This window comes from Brevundimonas subvibrioides ATCC 15264 (assembly GCF_000144605.1).
Classification (GTDB): Bacteria; Pseudomonadota; Alphaproteobacteria; order Caulobacterales; family Caulobacteraceae; genus Brevundimonas; species Brevundimonas subvibrioides.
In genome coordinates this window covers 2,709,321-2,728,790 of record NC_014375.1, presented here as the reverse complement: position 1 = coordinate 2,728,790, position 19,470 = coordinate 2,709,321, and the positions used below count along the sequence as shown (strand labels likewise).

Here is a 19,470-nt window from a genome sequence, read left to right as displayed (position 1 = left end):
CCTCTCACGCTCGGACTCCCCGCCATGCGTTACCTGCCCCTGACTCCCGACGACCGCACGGCGATGCTCGCCGCCATCGGCGTCAAATCGATCGACGACCTGTTCGTCGACGTGCCGCAGCCTGCAAGGCGCGACGGTTTCGTCGACCTGCCGCGCGTGATGGGCGAACTGGAGGTCGAGCGGGCGCTGAAGCACCTCGCGGGCAAGAACACGGCGGCCGGGGACGTGCCGTTCTTCTGCGGGGCCGGGGCCTATCGCCACCATGTGCCGGCGACGGTGGACCACATCATCCAGCGGTCCGAGTTCCTGACCAGCTACACGCCGTACCAGCCGGAGATCGCGCAGGGGACGCTGCAATACCTGTACGAGTTCCAGACCCAGGTCGCGAACCTGACGGGCATGGATGTGGCCAACGCCTCGCTCTACGACGGCTCGACCGCGACGGCCGAGGGCGTGCTGATGGCGACGCGCGTCACGCGCCGGAACAAAGCGGTGTTCTCGGGCGGGGTCCATCCCCACTACGTCCGGGCGTCGGAGACGGTGGTCCACGCCGTGGGCGTCGAGACCGTCAGCCTGCCGGCCGCGATCGATGCGGAAGCCGCCGTGATCGACGCGATCGACAAGGACACGGCCTGCGTCGTCGTCCAGACCCCGAACGTGTTCGGCACCGCCACCGACGTGACGAAGATCGCGGAAGCCGCCAAGGCCGCCGGGGCGCTGCTGATCGTCGTGGTGACCGAGGCCGTGTCGATGGGGCTGCTGAAGTCGCCGGGCGAGATGGGGGCCGACATCGTCGCCGCCGAGGGCCAGTCGATCGGCAACGCCCTGAACTATGGCGGACCCTACGTCGGGCTGTTCGCCTGCAAGCAGTCGCTGATCCGCCAGATGCCGGGCCGGCTGTGCGGCGAGACGGTCGACGCGGACGGAGAGCGGGGCTTCGTCCTGACCCTGTCGACGCGCGAACAGCATATCCGCCGCGACAAGGCGACGTCGAACATCTGCACGAACTCGGGCCTGTGCTGCCTGGCGTTCAGCATCCACATGAGCCTGCTGGGCGAGACGGGGCTGCGCAAGCTGGCCCTGCTGAACCACGAGAAGGCGCTGGCCACACGTGACGCCCTGGCCGCCGTCCCCGGTGTCGAGATCCTGACGCCGCGCTTCTTCAACGAGTTCGCCATCCGCCTGCCCAGGCCCGCCGCCGAGGTGGTCGAGGCCCTGGGCAACCATCGGATCCTCGCCGGCGTGCCCTACAGCCGCCTGGCGCCCGGCGTCGGCATGGACGACGTCCTGCTGGTCGCCGCCACCGAGACCACGCTGGATGCCGACATCCAGATCCTCGCCAAGTCGCTGACCAAAGTCCTGGGAGCCTGAAGATGAGCACGATGAACACCGTCGGCCGCCCGACCGCCCCCACCGTCGTCGATCACGACTACAAGCACCCGACCCTGACCGGCGGGCGCGGCCTGCTGCAGGACGAGGCGCTGATCTTCGAGACGGACGGCTGGCTGAAGACCGGCATCGACCTGCCGGAGCCGTCCTCGGACGGCGGCGATCTGGGCAGCCTCGTGCGGCGCGACCCCATCGGCCTGCCGGGGCTCAGCGAGCCCGAGGCGATGCGCCACTATGTGCGGCTGTCGCAGAAGAACCATGCCATCGACCTGGCCCTGTATCCGCTGGGCTCGTGCACGATGAAGCACAATCCGCGCCTGAACGAGAAGATGGCGCGCCTGCCGGGCTTCTCCGACATCCACCCGCTGCAGCCGGTCTCGACCGTGCAGGGGGCGCTGGAGCTGATGGACACCCTGGCCCACTGGCTGAAGACCCTGACCGGCATGCCGGCGGTGGCCATGTCGCCCAAGGCGGGGGCCCATGGCGAACTGTGCGGCCTGATGGCCATCCGCGCCGCGCACGAGGCCTCGGGCCAGCATGAGCAACGCCGCAAGGTGCTGGTGCCGACCTCGGCCCACGGGACCAACCCGGCCACGGCCGCCTTCGTCGGCTATTCGGTGGTCGAGGTGGCGCAGACGGACGACGGCCGCGTCGACGTCGCCGACCTGGCGTCCAAGCTGGGTCCGGACGTCGCGGCCATCATGGTGACCAACCCCAACACCTGCGGCCTGTTCGAGCGCGACATCGTCGAGATCGCGCGACTGACTCATGAGGCCGGCGCCTACTTCTACTGCGACGGAGCCAACTTCAACGCCATCGTCGGGCGGGTGCGGCCGGGCGACCTCGGCGTCGACGCCATGCACATCAACCTGCACAAGACCTTCTCCACCCCGCATGGCGGGGGCGGACCCGGCTCCGGTCCGGTCGTGCTGTCGGCCGCCCTGGCCCCCTTCGCCCCGGCTCCCTGGGTCGTCGCCGACGGCGACGGCTTCAAGCTCCTGGAGCGCGAGGAGGACGAGGCGGCCCAGGCCTTCGGTCGCATGTGCGCCTTCAACGGCCAGATGGGCATGTTCGTCCGCGCGCTCAGCTACATGATGAGCCACGGTTCGGACGGCCTGCGCCAGGTCGCCGAGGACGCGGTGCTGAACGCCAACTACATCAAGGCGCGGCTGTCCGACGTCATGAGCGCCGCCTTCCCGGACGGTCCCTGCATGCACGAGGCCCTGTTCGACGACGAATGGCTGAAGGGCACGGACATCACCACGCTCGACTTCGCCAAGGCGATGATCGACGAGGGCTTCCACCCCATGACCATGTATTTCCCGCTGGTCGTGCACGGCGCGATGCTGATCGAGCCGACCGAGACGGAGTCCAAGGCCGAGCTGGACCGGTTCATCAATGCCCTGCGCCTGCTGGCAGGGGCGGCCAAGGCCGGCGAGGTCGAACGGTTCAAGGGCGCGCCCTTCCATGCGCCGCTTCGTCGTCTGGACGAGACCCGCGCCGCGCGCTCGCCCAAGCTGCGCTGGACCGCCCCCGAGGGGCACAATATGGCGGCCGAATAGGGCTGCGGATCAGTCGGACGACGGCAGACGAAGGCGATCCAGGTCGCCTTCGTCCCGCCATCGGCCCTGGGTGAACAGGCCTACGGGCCGCGCGTAGGCCGCCGGGCTATCCAGCGGATTGCCCCCGAGCAGCAGGACATGCGCCTCCCTGCCCGGGGCGACGGCCCCGAGACTGTCGCTGAAACCAAGCGCGCGCGCCGGGTTCAGCGTGGCCGACTGCAGGACCTCCAGCGGGGTCAGCCCCGCCTCGCCGAGCAGCCTCAGTTCCCGGGCCAGCGAGGGTCCCGGCGTGCCGCAGAAGGCCGGCGCGTCGGTCCCGGCCAGGAGCGGCACGCCCGCCTCGCGGATCATGCCCAGCAGCGCCGCCCCGGCCGCCAGGTACCGGGTCTCGCTGGTCGGGGTCAGATCGCCAAACCCCCTCAGATACACGTCGCAGCTTTCCCGTTGATCCGGCGGCAGCGTCTCGGCGAGGCCGCGGACGAGGGAGGGCGGCAGCAGGGTGGCCTCCAGGGTCGGCGTGATCGCCAGGCCCGCGGCCGCGGCGCGTTCGAACATCGCGACGCAGGCGGGGCGGTCCAGGTCAGCGGCGAAATCGGCCGTGATGTCGGGAATGGTCTCGCCCGACCCGCCGAAGCGCGCGGCGATGATCCGGTCGAAATAGACGTCGGGGTCCACGCCGCAGCCGGCGAAGGTCGAGGTCTCCAGATGCTCGATGGTCGACAGGCCGAGCCGCGCCTGGGCGTCAAGGTCGAGACCCGACTGGGCGTGGCCGGCGAGGGGCAAGCCGGTGCGTCGGGCGGCATTGGCCAGCGCCTCGAGCCGTTCCGGGCCGAAGCCGGCATAGACCTTGATGAAGTCGGCCCCCAGCGCGGCGGCCTGCCCGACCTGTGCGTCCATGTCGGCATCCGGCGCGACGAGGCGCTGCTGGCTTTTGTCGCCATAGGGAAGCTCGATCGCCCAGAACGTCGGCCCGCTGGCCAGCACGACCGGGCCCTCGATGGTCGGTTCCGCGGCGCGGAAAGCTTGCAGCGCGGCGGCGGACGATCCCATGTCCCGCACATGGGTGATGCCGTAGCCCGGCAGGGTCGGCGCGGTGCGCAGGGCAGAGCCGGCGTCGTCCTGCAGCAGGTGGAGGTGGGCGTCCCACAGGCCTGGGATGGCCCAGGCCCCCTTGCCGTCGACCCGCCGCGTCGCGAGCGACCGGGACCCGGCCGGGACCACGGCCTCGATCCGCTCGCCGGCGATCAGGATGGTCCGGGACACCGCCACCGCGCCGGTGCGGGTATCGATGACGTTGACGTTGTCGATCGCGAGATCCGCCACGGGGCCGGGCGGCGCGCTGGCGCAGCCGACGAGGGCGAGGGCGACCAGCAGGGGGCCGGCCGTCGGCCACATCGAACGCCCGGTTCTCATCGCGACGGCCTCCAGCCCAGGATACAAGCCGGCTGGAAGTATTGCGGCTCCGCCTGGGGACCTGCAGATGACCCGGCGTCGCACCCTCAGTCGATGCGGGTCGCCGCCTGCCTCAGGGCCGCGAACGCCGCCTTGCCGTGGACCTCGGGCCCGCGGTCGTCGTCCGAGGCCAGCCAGGTCTCGGTGGCCATGCGCAGGACGCCGATCGCCGTGGTGGCGACGACGCGCGCCTGGAGGTCGTCCGCGGGCAGGTCCTTGCGCGTGGCCATGGCGAGGGCGAGGCGACCCTCCAGCGCCTCGTATTTGGCCTGATCCCCGGCGCGCAGGGCCGGGGTGTCATGGATCAGGCGGGCCAGCGCACGGGGGCCGGGGCCCTGGAAGTCGGCCGCCATGTCGGTCAGGGCGTTCTCGGCCATGGTCAGCAGGGGTTCGTCCGCCGGGCGGCGCGCCACGGCGGCCTCGATCAGGTCGCCCAGACCCGCCTTGGTCGACAGGACGATGTCTTCCTTCGACGCGAAATAGTGGAACAGGCTGCGGCGCGAGACCCCGGCCGAAGACGCGATGTCGTCCAGCGTCGTGGCCTCGAAGCCCTTGCGGCCGAACAGCTCCATCGCCGCGGCATGCACCCGGGCATGGGTGTCCGCGCGTTTGCGTTCTCGAAGCCCTGAAATCTTGTCTTGCACGTCTTGCATATTTGCATCGAGTGCAGATGTTGCAACCCGATGCTCCTCCCTCACGTCAGATCCGCAGGATAGACCCGATGTCGAACTGGACCACTGCAAACATTCCCGACCAGACCGGTCGGCTGGCCATCGTCACCGGGTCGACCGGCGGGACGGGGTTCGAGACGGCGCTGGAGCTGGCCCGCAAGGGGGCCGAGGTGATCATCGCGGCGCGCAACGCGACCAGGGGCGAGGACGCCCTGCGTCGCATCCGCCGCGCCGTGCCCGGGGCCAGCGTCCGGTTCGAGGCGCTGGATCTTGCCCGCCACGCCTCGGTGACGGCCTTCGCCGATCGCCTCCTGGCCGAGGGGCGGCCGGTCCACATCCTGGTCAACAACGCGGGCGTCATGATGCTGCCGACGCGGGAGGTGACGGTCGACGGCTTCGAGATGCAGCTGGCCACCAACTATCTGGGCCATTTCGCCCTGACGGCGCGGCTGCTGCCGCTGCTGAAGGCGGGCAGGGCGCGCGTGGTGCAGCTGTCCAGCATCGCGCACCGGAAGGGCCGGATCGCCTTCGACGACCTGAACCATGAGCGGGGCTACAAGCCCTGGCCGGTCTACGGCCAGTCGAAACTGGCGATGCTGATGTTCGGGCTGGAGCTGGACCGGCGCAGCGCCGCCCACGGCTGGGGCCTGACCAGCGTCGCGGCCCATCCCGGCTATGCCCGGACCGGGCTGATCGCCAACGGACCTCTGGTGAAGTCGCCGATCGCCAGGGCGGGGCTGAACCTGGTCTTCCGGCCGTTGATCGAGCCGCTGATCAGCCATTCCGCGGCGGCGGGAGCCCTGCCGATCCTGATGGCGGCCACGGAGCCGACCGTGACGGGCGGCGCCTACATCGGGGCCACGCGCATGAACGAGCTCAAGGGCCCGCCCGGACCGGCCAAGGCTGAACCCCAGGCGCTCGATGCCGCGGCGGCGGCCCGGCTGTGGGACGTGATCGAGGCGATGCTGGGCGTTCGGTTCGGATAGGCCTTCGCCGACCAGTGCCCTCCTTCGTTTCATCACAGCGAGCACGGCGAGGCACGGCGAACACAACGGGACCGAGGGCGCGGCGGTCGCCGTTCCGAAACGTCATGGAATGAGACCCATGGCGGCTTCGCCGCGAGCGCCATGGGGCACGTCCAGGTCGCAGGTCGGTCCGCCGTGTTCCCTGTGGTCACGCTGTGTTCGCCGTGATGAAACTGTCGCCGACTTCGGTGCATCACGGCGGGCCGGTCTTTCGTGCCCGGGCCGCCTGGCGGCGGCGTTCGGCCCGCGACAGGTTGGAACCCTGCGGCGAAACAGGGTGCACTTCCTGTACTTTCTGCACTTTGCGCGGCGACGAGGCACCGGCGTCCAGGTCGCCGATGGCGCCGACGACGCGGGCCGAATGGACGATGGCGCGGGCGGTGGCGTTGATCTCGCTGAGCTTGTCGATGGACTGGCGCGAGGCGGCGTGGGCGATCCGCGCCTCCAGCCGGGCCCGGTCGGCGATCTGGCGCAGCGCCATGTCGCGCAGCCGGCCCCAGGCCAGGGCCCGGTTCAGCCGGCCGCGCCGCGCCTCCACGCTCATCCGGCGAAAGGCGAAGGCGGCGAGGGCCTCGTCGTCGATGTCGGGCAGGTCCTCGTCCGCCGGGATGTCTTCGGGCGCCGGATCCTCCTGATCGACCCGCCGCCAACCCTCCGCGCGCGCCCGCTTGTGGAAGGCGGATTCCCCCACGTCGAACCGGGCGCAGACCTCCTCGGCGGTGCAGCCCGCCAGATAAGCGTCCCGGGCGGCGGTCCAGGTCTCGGGCGACCGTTTGCGGTAGGGCTGGCTCATGCGCGGGAGCCTGGAACGACGTTACGTCAGAAGCGGACGTAGGGGCGGGCGAGACAGCGGCGACGCCGACAGGGCGGCGGATCGCCCGACGCCTGCGTCAGGAAGGCCCGCTGGTCCTATGGCTGGCCGGAGCCCGATGTGCGCTCTCGACCCATTGCGGACATCTCCTCATTGAGCAGCGGAGACGCGGGCCTGATGCGCGAAGTAGTCGCCGTAGTCGCTGCGGCCCAGAAAGTCCTCCGGCGAGAAACCATCCGGCTTCAAGTCCAGTGAACGCTCCTTCATCCGCGTGGCACGTGAGGCCCATTCGACTTCATCACCGAGACCCCAAGGGAAGATGCAGGCCATAAGGCCCGCAACGTGCAGGAACTCGGCGTCTGCAGAGTCTTCGCCATCGAAGTAGCTGAAGATTGCCAGCCAAAGATTTTCCGCGTCGGGGTCGTCTGTCATCCCGGTGACGAAGGGTGGATCAGCCCAATGCATCCAGGCAAGAAACAGAAGGTGGAGCGCGTCCTCGCGGTTGCGATACCCCAACTCCCACGCGGCCTTCAGGCGTCGGTAGTCCGGCTCCAACTCCATGGTTCCCGCCGTGTCCATCGAGCTGCTCCGTCCACCTGTTCAGCAGAAAAACCGATAGCCGTCATACTTGCTACCGCGTTAGCGATCAGGCGGCGCGTCCGCTTTCAGGCTAGAGGCTTTCGACCGCTTCCGACCCAAAGCGGACCTTGGCGGCCTATCAGCTTAGGTCGCTGCGGACCTTTGTGAGGATACGGCCCAACAGATTTACCCCACGCCATTCCTGCGGCTGGCTCAAGCAAGGATCATCAATCGCGAGCCCCGCTCCCCAAATCCAGTCACGGGGATTGGCTTCCACGAGCATCAACCCGCTGGTCGACTTGAGTTGCCGATAGGCACCCTCGTTCTGTTCGAACTTGGCGCGATTTCCAGCGTAGACGATGTTGATCTTTGAGGCGTCCCAGGTCGCTTGATCGAAGTTCTGGACACGTTGGCCTAGCCGCTTTTGCGTTGCCGGGTCAGGTGTAGCGAGGATCAAATCGGCTTGCTGGTCGTCTGCAAAAAGGCGGGCCTTTGCAAACATCATCCATTGCTCAGCTGTGTGGAAGCTCAGTCCGTCGATTGCGAACGGGGTGGGATGCCACTGGCTAAACACGCCCTTGATGAAGGGGTGAAAACCCTCAAAAGAGGCGGCCAGAGGCAGGTCGGCTTCCGTAATGATCGTGGACACGGCCATGCGTCCTGAATGCCCCAAGGGATGTCCGCTTTCCACCCTTAAGCCCAAGACCGCTCCCGGCCCGTTGCGGACATTCAGACCGTGGACAATAGGTGGCTGGAACCAGCGAGGCACGGCATGAACAGGCTGTCGTTTGATATTGTAGCTAAGGACGGTGCGGTCGCAATCACTCCTGCGGTAGATGGCATCGCGCTCTCCGCACTTGTGGCCGATTTCGAGCGCGCAAACGGCTACTCAGACCCCGCTGGCGGCTACGGTGGGATCATACCGGCGTTCTTCTCCTACGGACCCCTGGATAGCTATTTCCGGGGCCAAAGTCGCAATCCTGTCGAAGGAGATCGAGCCGACGAAATCTACCTGCTTGCCTGTGATTGCGGGGAGGTGGGTTGCTGGCCGCTTATGGCCTCGGTAGTCCCGACGGAACAGGGCTATCGCTGGGAAGGTTTTCGCCAACCCCATCGTCCCAATCGTGATTATTCCGCGTTCGGTCCATTCGATTTCGAACGGCAGCAATACGAACATGAAATCGAGCGTCTGCAGCAAGCGGTCTAGGTGTGAGTCCGATTTCGATCGAAAGGTCTCCGTCCGCTCTCGACCCATTGCGGACATGGCAGATGGGCTTTCAGAGGTGGCGGGAAGTCCCGCTGACCGTCCCGTCCGCTGCTTCATCTCTCGACCCTTGATGAGGCTCGGCTGAGGTTCCCGCCACTGTCGGGGCGGATAGACCAGCCACAACAATGGGCGAAGGCGCATCGGTCGTTGCCGCGCTTTGCTGACCAGGCATCACTCGCATCGCCACGGGGCGGCCATCGTCGGATCGCCTAGGATGGAAGAACAACCCGAACATTTCCGTCTCCCGACCTTCGGCAAACGCCGAGATGGTGAGAGGAGCTATATCGTCAAGGTTGAGAGAGGCACGGTCCGCTAACCACCCATAGCGGACCTTCAGTGAGTCCGCTTTCCGGCCCGAGCCGGACGGCGTGGCGGGGCCGGCACCGGCACCGCCACGGGCCGAAGGGCCTAGTTCAGGCGGGTGCCGATCTGGCCGATGGCGGCGTCGAGCAGGGGGTCGGACTTCTGGGTCTGCAGACGGGCGGCCAAGATGGTCTCGGCGGCCTGGGCGGCGACGTCGGCGGCAGCGGCCTTGACCTCGGCCGAGGCCTGGGCTTCGGCGGAGGCGATGCGGCGCTCGGCCAGGGCCTGGCGGCGGGCCAGGGTTTCCTCGAGCCGGACCTTGGCCTCGGCCTCCATGATGCGGGCGTCGGCCTCGGCGGCGGCGAGCATCTCGCGCGCCTGGATGTCGGCGGCGGCCTTCTCGGCGCGGATCTGGGCCAGCAGGGCCTCGGCCTCGGCGCGCAGGCGCTGGGCCTCGTCGAGCTCGGACTGGATCTTGGCAGCCCTGGCGTCGAGCGTCCCGGCGACCAGCTTGGGCACGCCGGCGGCGATGGCGATGCCGATGAAGATCAGCAGGCCGATGCCGACCCACAGCTCGGGCTCGGAGAGGTTGTAGAAATGGCTCGTCAGGAAGGCGGGCATATCAGGCGGCTCCCTTGACCGCGGCGGTCGCCTCGGCGGCCGTGGGGGCCTTTCCGGTCAGGCGTTCGACGATGGCGGATGCGGTGTCGGCGGCGATGGCCGCGACATTGGTCATGGCGGCGTCACGGGTCTTGCCGATGGCGGTCTCGGCCTCGGCGATGCGGGCGTTGACGACGGCTTCTTCCTCGGCGGCGCGGCGGTTGGCTTCCTCGGTCACGCGCGCCTTGGCGGCGACGGAGGCGGCGCGGGCGTCGGCCCGGGCCTTCTCGACCTCGGCCTTGGCGGCTTCGGCCTGGCCGGCGGCCTCGGCCTGGACCTGACGGGCGGTCGAGACGGCGGTGGCGATCGTGGTCTCGCGCTCGTCGAACACGCGGCGCATGCGCGGGGCGAAGACCTTCGAGATCAGAATGTAAAGGATGACGAACAGGATCAGCAGATAGCCGATCTGGCCGACCCAGTGCTGGGATTCGAATTGCGGCAAGCCGCCGCCGCCGTGTTCGGCCTCGGCGGTCGCGACGCCATGCTCCGTCGTCGCCGAAGCGTCGTGCGGCAAGTGGGATTCGACCTGGGCGGACGGAGGGGAGACGGTGTTCATGACGACCTGCAAGGGAGTGCGAAGGACAGCGGCGCACCCGGTGACCGGATGCGCCGCCGAGGCCTCAGGCGGTAGCGGGGTTTAGCCCAGCCAGGCCAGGATGCCGAGCACGAAGGCCAGGATGCCCAGGGCTTCGACCAGGGCCGCGCCCACGAACAGGTTACCGACCTGGCCGGCGGCGGCCGACGGGTTGCGCAGGGCGCCCGCCAGGAAGTTGCCGAAGATATTGCCCACGCCGATCGCGGAACCGAGCATTCCGAGGGTGGCGAGGCCGATACCGAAATACTTGAAGGATTCGGCTTCCATGATGACGTCCTATTCAGTCTTGAGGGGGTGGGTGGAAAGGGCTGAGCCTAGGCCTCAGTGGCCGTGGCCCAGGTTGACCACATCATTGAGATAGATGCTGGTCAGAACGGCGAAAACGAAGGCCTGGAGGAAGGCCACGAGAAACTCGAGGGCGGTCAGGGCGACGACCATGCCGAGCGACAGGGCGGCGACCGGGAGGCCCAGAAGGCCGATGCCGCCGGCCAGGGCGACGGCGCCCATGGACACCACGAAGCCGGCGAAGATCTTCAGGGCGATGTGGCCGCCCAGCATGTTGCCGAACAGACGCAGCGCCAAGGTGATGGGCCGCAGCAGGAAGGACAGGAACTCGATCAGTCCCACCACCGGGCGGATCGCCAGCGGCGCGCTGGTCGGCCAGAACAGCAGGAAGAAGCCCAGGCCGTGCCGCACGATGCCGATGCCGATGACCATCAGGATGGTGATCAGGGCGAAGGTGGCGGTGACCGCCAGCTGCGACGTCGCGGTGAAGGTCAGGAACATGCCGAGCAGGTTCATGGCCAGGATCAGGGTGAAGATGGTGAAGACGAAAGGGAAGAACTTCTTGCCCTCGTGGCCGATGATCGAGGAGGTCACGCCGTCGATCATGCCGAACAGGGTCTCGCCCACGGCCTGACGCCGTCCCGGCACGATGGTGGCACCGGCGGTGGCCAGCTGCAGGAAGGCGACGACCACGAGGAAGGCCAGGGTCATGGCCAGGTGCGAATTGGTGAAGGCCAGCTGCTGCACGCCGAACACGGGCAGGGTCACCTGGCCGAAGTCGACCAGGGGTACGATCTGGAACTGGTGAAGCGGATCAGCCATCGGCGCTCTTAGTCTTCCTCATCGTCGTCGAAGGGGACCGACTTCGGCTCCACTCCGCTTGCTTTCGCCTCGGCCATCAGGCGCTGAGCCGTCCGCCAGGCCATCCAAACCGAAACGGCGAAGCCCAGCAGGACGCCGCCGATCAAACCCCAGGCCCCGAGACCCAGGAACCGATAGCCCACGAACCCGAGGGCAAAACCCACGAACACGCCGCCGAACAGGTCGGCGATGATCCGCCACGCCTGACCGGCCGCCGCCTGGCCCGCGGCTTCATGCGAAACCGCCGCGGCACTGCGCGCTTCCAGGGCGGAAGCGCTTTCGGTGAGGCGTTTGATCCCCTCTTCGCGCGATTCCGTAGGCTGGGACATGGACTTTATGGGTTTGACCCCGGCCCGGCCACGCATGGATTTGCGGGCCCCGACTGGGGTCTGAATTCGGCGCGGAACCTATAGGCGGGGGGGCGGAAGGTCAAGGTGAGGGGCGTCGATGCCAAGTCATTGAATTTGCGACGATGTTGTTGATCCAGGCCGAGCGCGCTTTCCACGCCCGCGCCCCCGGCCTATAGGCCCTGCCTTTCCCGGAGCCGCTCCCGTGCCTTTCCCCTTTACCCTGACCGCGACCGAGGGACGCGCCCGCACCGGCGTCCTGACGACGCCGCGCGGCGACATCCGCACCCCCGCCTTCATGCCCGTGGGCACGGCCGCGACGGTCAAGGCGATGAGCGTGGACCAGGTCAAGGCGACCGGGGCCGACATCATCCTGGGCAATACCTATCACCTGATGCTGCGCCCGGGGCCCGAGCGGATGGAGCGGCTGGGCGGGCTGCACGCCTTCATGGGGTGGGACAAGCCGATCCTGACCGATTCGGGCGGGTTCCAGGTCATGTCCCTGGCCGGCATCTCGAAGGTGAAGGAGGAGGCGGTGACTTTCTCCAGCCACATCGACGGATCCAAGCACATCCTGTCGCCGGAGCGGTCGATCGAGATCCAGGCCGACCGGATCGGGGCCGACATCTCCATGCAGCTGGACGAATGCGTCGCCTGGCCCGCCGAGGAACCTCGCGCCCGGGCGGCGATGGAGCTCAGCGCCCGCTGGGCCGCGCGGTCCAAGGCCGCGTTCGGCACGCGCGAGACCCAGGGGCTGTTCGGCATCCAGCAGGGGTCGACGTTCGAAAACCTCCGGCGTGAATCCTCCGAGCGGCTGATCGACATCGGCTTCGACGGCTATGCCATCGGCGGCCTGGCGGTGGGCGAGGGGCATCAGGCGATGTGCGAGGTGCTGGACTATGCGCCCGACATGCTGCCCGCCGACCGGCCGCGCTATCTGATGGGGGTGGGCAAGCCGGTGGATCTGGTCGAGGCGGTCTGGCGCGGCGTCGACATGTTCGACTGCGTCCTTCCGACGCGGGCGGGTCGCCACGGGCAGGCCTGGACCTGGGACGGGCCGATCAACCTGAAGAACGCCCGCTTCGCCGAGGACCGCACGCCGCTGGACCCCACCATCGACTGCCCGGCGTCGTCGCAGACGTCGAAAGCCTATCTGCACCACCTGATCCGGGCCGACGAGATTCTCGGCAAGACCCTGCTGAGCTGGCACAATATCGCCTTCTACCAGGCCGTGACGGCGGCCATGCGCGAGGCGATCGCCCACGGACGGTTCGAGGCGTGGCGCAAGGACTTCCACGCCCGGCACGTGTCGAACTAGGGCCATCTGGGTCGAACCGGGGGCGCACGCTCTTGCGGTCAGGCATGGTCGCAAGAGGGTTCATCACAAAGGACACAAAGGGAGCCACGAAGGTCACGACGGGAGCGGAGCCGTGTTGAGGGCGACGTCATTCGGGAAGAGCTATGATCGCGGCGTACGCCGCATCGATCCAGCCCGAAGACAGGCCCGGCTCGGGCAACCTCACCGGACCCGTTGTGTCCTTTGTGACTTCGTTGTGCCCTTTGTGATGAACCAACCCACCCCCGGACCCGCACCGCGCGTCCACCCACGACGAACGGTCCAGCGATCAGTCGGCCATCGCGGCCCGGGCGAGGCGGACCGCATCCCCGACCGTCGTCGCGGCGATCTCCGGGGTCACGGTGCCGCAGGCCACGGCCAGCAGCTCGGCGGCGTCTCCGCCGGGGGCCGCGGGATAGGCCGGAGCCGTATCGGGGGTCGCCGGGCCCTCGCGCCCGCCGGCCGCGACCGAGGCGAAGTCCAGACGGTCGGCCATGCCCGCCTCGCAGTCGAACCGCCACCACGACCAGCCGCCCCAGTAGCGGGTCGTCCCGACCGTGAAATCCTCCTCGACCACCTGCAGCGACCGCATGCGCACGCCGTCCGGCGCGCGGGCGATCGTCGCCGCATCGGCGAAGACCACGAACCGGCCCACGCCGGTCAGGACCAGGGCGTGGGCCTCGACGGGCGCGTCCGCCTGCATCATGCGACCAGGGTCTCGGCCTGCTTGAGGTCCACGCTGACCAGCTGCGACACGCCCCGCTCGGGCATGGTGACCCCGTACAGGCGGTCCATCCGGCTCATGGTCACCGGGTTATGGGTGATGACGATGAAGCGGGTGTCGGTGCGGTTGCGCATCTCGTTCAGCATCCGGCAGAAGCGGTCGACGTTGGCGTCGTCCAGCGGCGCGTCGACCTCGTCGAGCACGCAGACGGGGGCGGGGTTGGCCAGGAAGACGGCGAAGATGAGCGCCGCCGCCGTCAGGGCCTGCTCCCCGCCGCTCATCAGGCTCATGACCGACAGTCGCTTGCCGGGCGGGCAGGCGAAGATCTCGAGGCCGGCCTCCAGAGGATCGTCGGACTCGACCAGCTTCAGCTCGGCCTGACCGCCGCCGAACAGGGCCTCGAACAGGCTCTTGAAGTTGTCGTTGATGATGTCGAAGGCCGCGGTCAGCCGCTCGCGGCCCTCGGCGTTCAGCTCGTCGATGCCGTCGCGCAGCCGGGCGATGGCTCCGGTCAGGTCCGAGCGTTCGATCCGCATGGTGTTGAGGCGTTCGCCGTATTCCTCCGCCTCGTCCTCGGCGCGCAGATTGACGGCCCCCAGCTGCTCGCGTTCGCGCTCCAGCCCGTAGAGCAGGCTCTCGGCCCCGGCGGCGTCGGGCGGGCGGGCGATGGCGTCGTCGGTCAGCTTGCGGCCCAGCTCGTCCGGCGACATCTGGGCCGTCTCGCGGACGTTGTTTTCGGCATCGAGCAGCCGTTCGGCGGCGGCCTCGGACCGGGCAGCGAGGCCGGCGCGGGCCTCGCGGGCGGCGGAGGCGGCGGTCTCGGCGGCCCGGCCGGCGCGGTCGGCCTCGGTGGCCAGCCCTTCCGCGATCGACAGGGCGTCGGCGGCGGCCTTGCGCCGGGTCTCGGCGGCCGTCAGGGCGTCCATCAGTTGGGACCGCTGGGCCGCCAGGGCCTCCGGGGCGCGTTCGGCCTGCAGCAACAGGGCGGCGACGCGGGTGGCGTCGGTTTCGAGCGCCGCGATCCGCGCCGTGCTGTCCTTCGCCCGCGTCGCCCAGCCGTCGCGTTCCCGCGTCAGGGACACCAGCCGCTGCTCGCGCCCGACGCGCTCGCGGGCCTCGGCATCCCGATCCGCCCGCGCCGCCGCCGAGGCCGAGCGGGCCGTATCGGCCGCCGTGCGGGCCGCGGCCAGTTCGTCCTTCAGCGCCTGCAGCGTGCCGGACGGGGCCTCGACCGACGCGGCCTCGGCCAGGGCGGCCTCGGCGGCCTCGACCTGGGTGGTCTGGCGGGTCAGGGTCTCGTCCAGCGCCTGGGCCCGCGCCTCGCGCCGGGCCTGATCGCGCCCCAGGGCCTCGACGCGGTCACGGGCGGCGGTGACGGCCTTGTCGGCCGCGAAGGGTTGCAGGCGCGCGGTCTTCACCGCCTCCTCGGATGCCCGGAACGCCTCCGTGGCGGCCTTGAGGGCGGCCTGGGCGTCCGCGAGGGCCGGTTTGCCGGCGTCGATGTCGGCCTCGAGCTCGGACAGGCGCGAGCGCTGGGCCAGACGGATGGCGGCGGGGCGGGGGGCCTCGGCGCGGCTGACGAAGCCGTCCCAGCGGAACAGGTCGCCCTCTCGCGTCACCAGTCGCGCGCCGGGCGGCAGGGTCCTGGCCAGACGCGCGGCCTCGCCCTTGTCGGCGATGCCGCAGAAGGCCAGCCGGGCCGCGAGGGCCTCGGGGGCCTCCACCTTGCCGGACAGCGGCTCGATGCCGGCTGGCCAGACAGGGGCGGTCGCCTCGGCCCCGCCCCAGTGCGCCGCCGCCTTCGGATCCAGCGCGGCATCCAGATCGTCGCCCAGCGCTGCCGCGAGCGCGGCCTCATAGCCCTTCGTGGCCGAAACCTTGTCCAGCGCGGGGGGGTGATCGCGGCGGGTCGAGACCAGCAGGGACGCCAGCCCCCGGGCCTCGGTCTGAAGGCGACCCAGCCGGTCCTCGGCCGCGCGGGCCGCCGTGCGGGCCTCCTGTTCGGCACGCGCCCGATCGCCGCGTGTCGTCTCCGCCGCCTCCACCGCCGCCCGGGCCTCGGCCAGCGCCGTCGTGGCGGCGTCCAGGGCCGAGCGGGCCCCGGCCAGTTCGGGGGTCTCGAGTGGCCCCAGGGCCTCGCGCTCGCGGCGGGCGGCGTCGAGCGCGGTCCGGGCCCGCGCGACCCGGGCCTCGGCGTCGCGCTTGCGGGCCGTCTCGGCATTGGCGCGAGCCTCGACGGCGGCGAGGGTGCCGGCGATGCGTTCCACCTCGCCGTCGGCCGCCCGACGCGCGTCCTCGGCCGCGACCAGGGCCCGCTCCAGCTCCGGCCCGCGTTCCGGGGCCGCCGCGACCTCGGCCGTCAGCACCGCAAGCTCGGCCCCCAGCCGCGCCAGTTCGGCCTCCGCATCGCCCGCCATGGCGATCTCGCGTTCGGTGTCGTTGGCGATGCGCTGGCGTTCGGCGGTCAGACGGTCGACCTCGGCCCGGGCCTGCTGCTCGGCCATGTCCAGCCGGTCGCGCTCCAGCGACGCCCGGTGCAGCAGGGCGGCGGCCACGGCGTCCTCTTCCCGCGCGGGTTTCAGACCCTCCTGCGCCGACAGGGCGGCCGTCTGGGCGCGGGCCGCCGCGCCGGTCGCCTCGGCCACGGCGCGGTCCGCCTCGGCCAGTTCAGCCGCCGCGCCTTCCGCCGCCAGCCGCGCGTCGTTCCAGCGTACGAACAGAAGCGCCGCCTGCAGGGCCCGGATCTCGGCCGAGATCTTCTTGTACTTCTCCGCCTGCCGGGCCTCGCGCTTCAGCCGCGTCAGGGCGGTTTCCAGTTCGCGCCCGATGTCGTCCAGCCGCTCCAGATTGGTCTCGGCCGCCTTGAGCCTCAGCTCGGCTTCGTGACGTCGCGTGTGCAGGCCCGCGACCCCGCCGGCTTCCTCGAGGATGCGGCGTCGGTTCTGCGGCTTGGCGGCGATCAACTCCGAGATCTGCCCCTGACGCACCAGGGCGGGGGAGTTCGCGCCGGTCGAGGCGTCGGCGAACAGCAGCTGGACGTCGCGCGCCCGCACCTCCTTGCCGTTGATCCGGTAGGTCGAGCCCTGGCCGCGGTCGATGCGGCGCGACACCTCGATGATCGCGCTGTCGGTGAAGGGCTGCGGGGCCTTGCGCTGGGCGTTGTCGATCGTCAGCGAGACTTCGGCGTGGTTGCGGGGCGGCCGGTTGGAGGCCCCGGCGAAGATCACGTCGTCCATGCCCGTGCCGCGCATGGCCTTGGCCGAGTTGGCCCCCATGACCCAGCGCATGGACTCCAGCACATTGGACTTGCCGCAGCCGTTCGGTCCGACCACCCCCGTCAGGCCGGGCTCGATCTGCACCTCTGCCGGATCGACGAAGGACTTGAAGCCGACGAGCCGGAGGCGCTGGAACTGCACCTGAACCCTCTAGCGTCGCCGCGCGGGGGTCGGCGAGGGCGTGATGGCGGCGGTCAGGCCGGCCAGCGAGATGTCGGTGACGCGACGTCCGTTGACGAAGAAGGTCGGGGTGCCCTCCACGCCGGCGGCCGTGGCCCCGGCGATGGACGCCCTCAACCCCTCCAGGGTGGCGGGGTCGGCCAGACAGGCGTCGATCTCGGCCTGGGTGCGTCCGCTGGCGGCCACGCCGGAGGCGAACCACGGCGCGACGGGTCCGCCCGCGAACAGGGCTTCCTGGCCGCGGAAGAAGGTGCCGATGACCTCATAGAACCGGTTGGGCGCGGCGCAGCGGGCGATACCGGCGGCCCGCGCGGCCACGGGGGCCGGGGCGGTCGGCAGGTCGCGGAACACCATCCGGACCCGGCCCGTGTCGATGAACTGGCGCTTGAACTCGGGATAGACGGTCCGGTGCCAGTCCCCGCAGTGCGAACAGACCAGCGAGGCATATTCGATCACGGTCACGGGCGCATTGGCCTGACCCAGGATGCGGTCGCTGGCCGTGACGGCCGGAAGCGCGCCGGGGGTCTGGGCGACGGCCGCCATCGGGGCCATCGTCAGGGCGACGGTCAGGAACAGGCTCTTCAGCATCGGATCAGGCCTTGGCCAGGGCGGCGTCGATCGCGGCCGACAGACCGTCCAGCGTCCGGTCGGTCACAGCCACGTCGTTGACGAAGAAGGCGGGCGTGCCGGTCACGCCCCTGGCGTTCGCCGCGGTGATGCGCGCCTCGAGCGCCTTGATGGCGTCCTCGTCGGTGATGCACTGCTGCAGCTGCTGCTGGTCGATGCCCACGCCGTTGGCGATCTGCAGCAGGGTCTGGCGAGGGGGCACGCCGGCGTCCCACGACTTCACGCTGGCCAGCATCTCGTGGACGACGTCGAAATATTTGTCCTCGCCCGCGCAGCGCGCCAGCAGGAAACCCGCCGTGGCGACCTCCACCGGCGGCGTCGGGATCTCGCGGAAGACGTAGCGGACCTTGTTGGTGTCGACGTATTTCGCCTTGAAGCCCGGCCAGACCTCTTCCTGCCAGGCCGCGCAGACGTGACAGGTGACCGAGGCGTACTCGACCACGGTGACCTTGGCGCCCTCGGGGGCGCCCAGCGCCATGTCGCCCTCGGCCGCGCCCTTGGCGCCGCCCGAGCATCCGGCCAGGACCAGGGCGGCTCCGCCGAGCAGCAGGGGGCGACGCGAGATCATGATCGTCATCGGCTCAGCCCGCGGCCAGGGCGGCGTCAATCTTCGACGACAGGCCCGCCAGCGAGGTGTCGGCGACCTTTTCGCCGTTGACGAAGAAGGTCGGCGTGCCCTCGACGCCCGCCGCGATGCCGGCCTTGATCCGTGCGTCCATCGCCTCGATCCCGGCCTGGTCGGTCACGCAGGTCTGGAACTGTTCCTCGCTCAGGCCCGCGCCGTTGGCGATGCGCAGCAGCACCGGACGCGGCGGGCCTGAGAACAGCTCGGCCTGGCTGGCCATGATCTCATGGATGACGGGGAAATATTTGTCGGCCCCCGCGCAGCGCGCGACCAGGAAGCCGGCGGCCGCGATCGGCACCGGCGGGGTCGGGAACTCGCGGAAGACGTAGCGGACCTTGTTGGTGTCGACGTATTTGGCCTTGAACTCGGGATAGACCTCGTTCTGCCAAGTGGCGCAGTGGCTGCAGGTGACCGAGGCGTATTCGATGACCGTGACCTTGGCCCCCTCGGCGGCCCCTTGCGCCATGTCGCCCTCGGCGGCGCCGCCGCTGCTTGCACCCGAGCACCCCGCCATCGCCATCATGGCCGCCAGGGCCGCGCCCGTCGCGGCGGCGCGGCGGCTCATGGAGGCATATTTGGACGAACGATCGGCGCGCATGGCGTCTTCCCTCAAGAACTCTGTTCGGATGATCGCGCGATTCCCCGCGGATGCGCGACGACCATGGTTGTCGAGAACAGGTGCGGCGGAAAAAGGTCAAGAGCCAGCCGTCGGAATCTGACCGAAGGCGAAGGGGCAAGGCGGGGCGAGGGTGGGGTGGGCAGCCAGGACCGGACGGTGTGAAGGTCGGCTATGGGTGGCTAACGGTCATTCCATTCTGGGCGGCTGGCACTTCGTCGAAGCAAAACGAAGCCAGCAACAGGGCACACGGCGATTGCAGTGACCATCCCGATTGAGA

At 69.6% G+C, this 19,470-nt stretch carries 20 protein-coding genes; 5 read left to right on the top strand and 15 right to left on the bottom strand.

Annotated features, from left to right (window positions below; translation table 11 throughout):
- Positions 1 to 24: 24 nt before the first annotated feature.
- Both gcvPA and gcvPB read left to right on the top strand, forming a co-directional pair.
- A complete protein-coding gene (gene gcvPA, locus BRESU_RS13520; RefSeq protein ID WP_013270124.1) occupies positions 25 to 1,371 on the top strand; it encodes an aminomethyl-transferring glycine dehydrogenase subunit GcvPA in 1,347 nt (448 codons plus the stop codon).
- Between the two features lie 2 nt (positions 1,372 to 1,373).
- On the top strand, positions 1,374 to 2,951 hold the full coding sequence (gene gcvPB, locus BRESU_RS13515; RefSeq protein ID WP_013270123.1) for an aminomethyl-transferring glycine dehydrogenase subunit GcvPB: 1,578 nt from the start codon (positions 1,374 to 1,376) through the stop codon (positions 2,949 to 2,951).
- 9 nt (positions 2,952 to 2,960) lie between these two features.
- Here the strand turns inward: gcvPB and BRESU_RS13510 are convergent, their stop codons facing one another.
- Both BRESU_RS13510 and BRESU_RS13505 read right to left on the bottom strand, forming a co-directional pair.
- Complete coding sequence (locus BRESU_RS13510) at positions 2,961 to 4,364, bottom strand: amidohydrolase family protein (RefSeq protein ID WP_013270122.1); 1,404 nt, start codon at positions 4,362 to 4,364, stop codon at positions 2,961 to 2,963.
- A gap of 86 nt (positions 4,365 to 4,450) precedes the next feature.
- The gene (locus BRESU_RS13505; protein ID WP_013270121.1) at positions 4,451 to 5,056 is read right to left on the bottom strand and encodes a TetR/AcrR family transcriptional regulator; all 606 of its coding nucleotides are present in this window, start codon (positions 5,054 to 5,056) and stop codon (positions 4,451 to 4,453) included.
- Between the two features lie 68 nt (positions 5,057 to 5,124).
- Between BRESU_RS13505 and BRESU_RS13500 the strand changes: the two genes are divergently transcribed.
- The gene (locus BRESU_RS13500) at positions 5,125 to 6,060 is read left to right on the top strand and encodes an SDR family oxidoreductase (protein ID WP_013270120.1); all 936 of its coding nucleotides are present in this window, start codon (positions 5,125 to 5,127) and stop codon (positions 6,058 to 6,060) included.
- A 232-nt stretch (positions 6,061 to 6,292) separates the two neighbouring features.
- On the opposite strand, the gene BRESU_RS13495 is transcribed toward BRESU_RS13500, so the two are convergent.
- From BRESU_RS13495 to BRESU_RS13485, 3 genes are all read right to left on the bottom strand, one after another.
- Complete coding sequence (locus BRESU_RS13495) at positions 6,293 to 6,892, bottom strand: hypothetical protein (RefSeq protein WP_013270119.1); 600 nt, start codon at positions 6,890 to 6,892, stop codon at positions 6,293 to 6,295.
- 168 nt (positions 6,893 to 7,060) lie between these two features.
- Positions 7,061 to 7,489 (bottom strand): hypothetical protein, encoded by a 429-nt coding sequence (locus BRESU_RS13490; RefSeq protein WP_013270118.1) that lies wholly within the window; start codon positions 7,487 to 7,489, stop codon positions 7,061 to 7,063.
- 139 nt (positions 7,490 to 7,628) lie between these two features.
- Entirely contained in the window at positions 7,629 to 8,144 is a 516-nt protein-coding gene (locus BRESU_RS13485; protein ID WP_013270117.1) for a riboflavin biosynthesis intermediates N-glycosidase, read from the bottom strand.
- A 117-nt stretch (positions 8,145 to 8,261) separates the two neighbouring features.
- On the opposite strand from BRESU_RS13485, the gene BRESU_RS17205 reads away from it, so the two are divergent.
- Positions 8,262 to 8,696, top strand: coding sequence for a hypothetical protein (locus tag BRESU_RS17205; RefSeq protein ID WP_083777560.1), 435 nt, complete (start codon positions 8,262 to 8,264; stop codon positions 8,694 to 8,696).
- A 468-nt stretch (positions 8,697 to 9,164) separates the two neighbouring features.
- Here the strand turns inward: BRESU_RS17205 and BRESU_RS13475 are convergent, their stop codons facing one another.
- The 5 genes from BRESU_RS13475 to BRESU_RS13455 all read right to left on the bottom strand — a co-directional run bounded on the left by BRESU_RS13475 (position 9,165) and on the right by BRESU_RS13455 (position 11,825).
- Positions 9,165 to 9,680: a F0F1 ATP synthase subunit B gene (locus BRESU_RS13475; RefSeq protein WP_013270116.1), complete on the bottom strand. Its 516-nt coding sequence runs from the start codon at positions 9,678 to 9,680 to the stop codon at positions 9,165 to 9,167.
- Between the two features lies 1 nt (position 9,681).
- Positions 9,682 to 10,275, bottom strand: a complete 594-nt coding sequence (locus tag BRESU_RS13470; RefSeq protein WP_013270115.1) for a F0F1 ATP synthase subunit B family protein — start codon at positions 10,273 to 10,275, stop codon at positions 9,682 to 9,684.
- 81 nt (positions 10,276 to 10,356) lie between these two features.
- Complete coding sequence (locus tag BRESU_RS13465; protein ID WP_013270114.1) at positions 10,357 to 10,581, bottom strand: F0F1 ATP synthase subunit C; 225 nt, start codon at positions 10,579 to 10,581, stop codon at positions 10,357 to 10,359.
- 54 nt (positions 10,582 to 10,635) lie between these two features.
- Positions 10,636 to 11,421 (bottom strand): F0F1 ATP synthase subunit A, encoded by a 786-nt coding sequence (locus tag BRESU_RS13460; RefSeq protein WP_013270113.1) that lies wholly within the window; start codon positions 11,419 to 11,421, stop codon positions 10,636 to 10,638.
- 8 nt (positions 11,422 to 11,429) lie between these two features.
- Positions 11,430 to 11,825 (bottom strand): AtpZ/AtpI family protein, encoded by a 396-nt coding sequence (locus BRESU_RS13455; RefSeq protein WP_013270112.1) that lies wholly within the window; start codon positions 11,823 to 11,825, stop codon positions 11,430 to 11,432.
- Between the two features lie 187 nt (positions 11,826 to 12,012).
- Here BRESU_RS13455 and tgt point away from each other — a divergent pair, with 187 nt between their 5' ends.
- Complete coding sequence (gene tgt, locus BRESU_RS13450) at positions 12,013 to 13,125, top strand: tRNA guanosine(34) transglycosylase Tgt (protein WP_013270111.1); 1,113 nt, start codon at positions 12,013 to 12,015, stop codon at positions 13,123 to 13,125.
- Between the two features lie 307 nt (positions 13,126 to 13,432).
- Here the strand turns inward: tgt and BRESU_RS13445 are convergent, their stop codons facing one another.
- Genes BRESU_RS13445 through BRESU_RS13425 form a run of 5 tightly spaced genes read right to left on the bottom strand, consistent with a single transcriptional unit; the run spans position 13,433 to position 19,172 of the window.
- Positions 13,433 to 13,849 (bottom strand): hypothetical protein, encoded by a 417-nt coding sequence (locus BRESU_RS13445; RefSeq protein WP_013270110.1) that lies wholly within the window; start codon positions 13,847 to 13,849, stop codon positions 13,433 to 13,435.
- Positions 13,846 to 17,283 carry a chromosome segregation protein SMC gene (gene smc / locus BRESU_RS13440; RefSeq protein ID WP_013270109.1) on the bottom strand — a complete coding sequence of 1,146 codons (3,438 nt, stop codon included), beginning with the start codon at positions 17,281 to 17,283 and terminating at the stop codon, positions 13,846 to 13,848. Before smc ends, BRESU_RS13445 begins: the two co-directional genes overlap by 4 nt.
- Positions 17,284 to 17,292: 9 nt before the next feature.
- Positions 17,293 to 17,910, bottom strand: a complete 618-nt coding sequence (locus tag BRESU_RS13435; protein ID WP_013270108.1) for a thioredoxin domain-containing protein — start codon at positions 17,908 to 17,910, stop codon at positions 17,293 to 17,295.
- A gap of 4 nt (positions 17,911 to 17,914) precedes the next feature.
- The gene (locus tag BRESU_RS13430; protein WP_013270107.1) at positions 17,915 to 18,517 is read right to left on the bottom strand and encodes a DsbA family protein; all 603 of its coding nucleotides are present in this window, start codon (positions 18,515 to 18,517) and stop codon (positions 17,915 to 17,917) included.
- A gap of 13 nt (positions 18,518 to 18,530) precedes the next feature.
- Positions 18,531 to 19,172: a DsbA family protein gene (locus BRESU_RS13425; RefSeq protein ID WP_013270106.1), complete on the bottom strand. Its 642-nt coding sequence runs from the start codon at positions 19,170 to 19,172 to the stop codon at positions 18,531 to 18,533.
- Positions 19,173 to 19,470 lie beyond the last annotated feature (298 nt).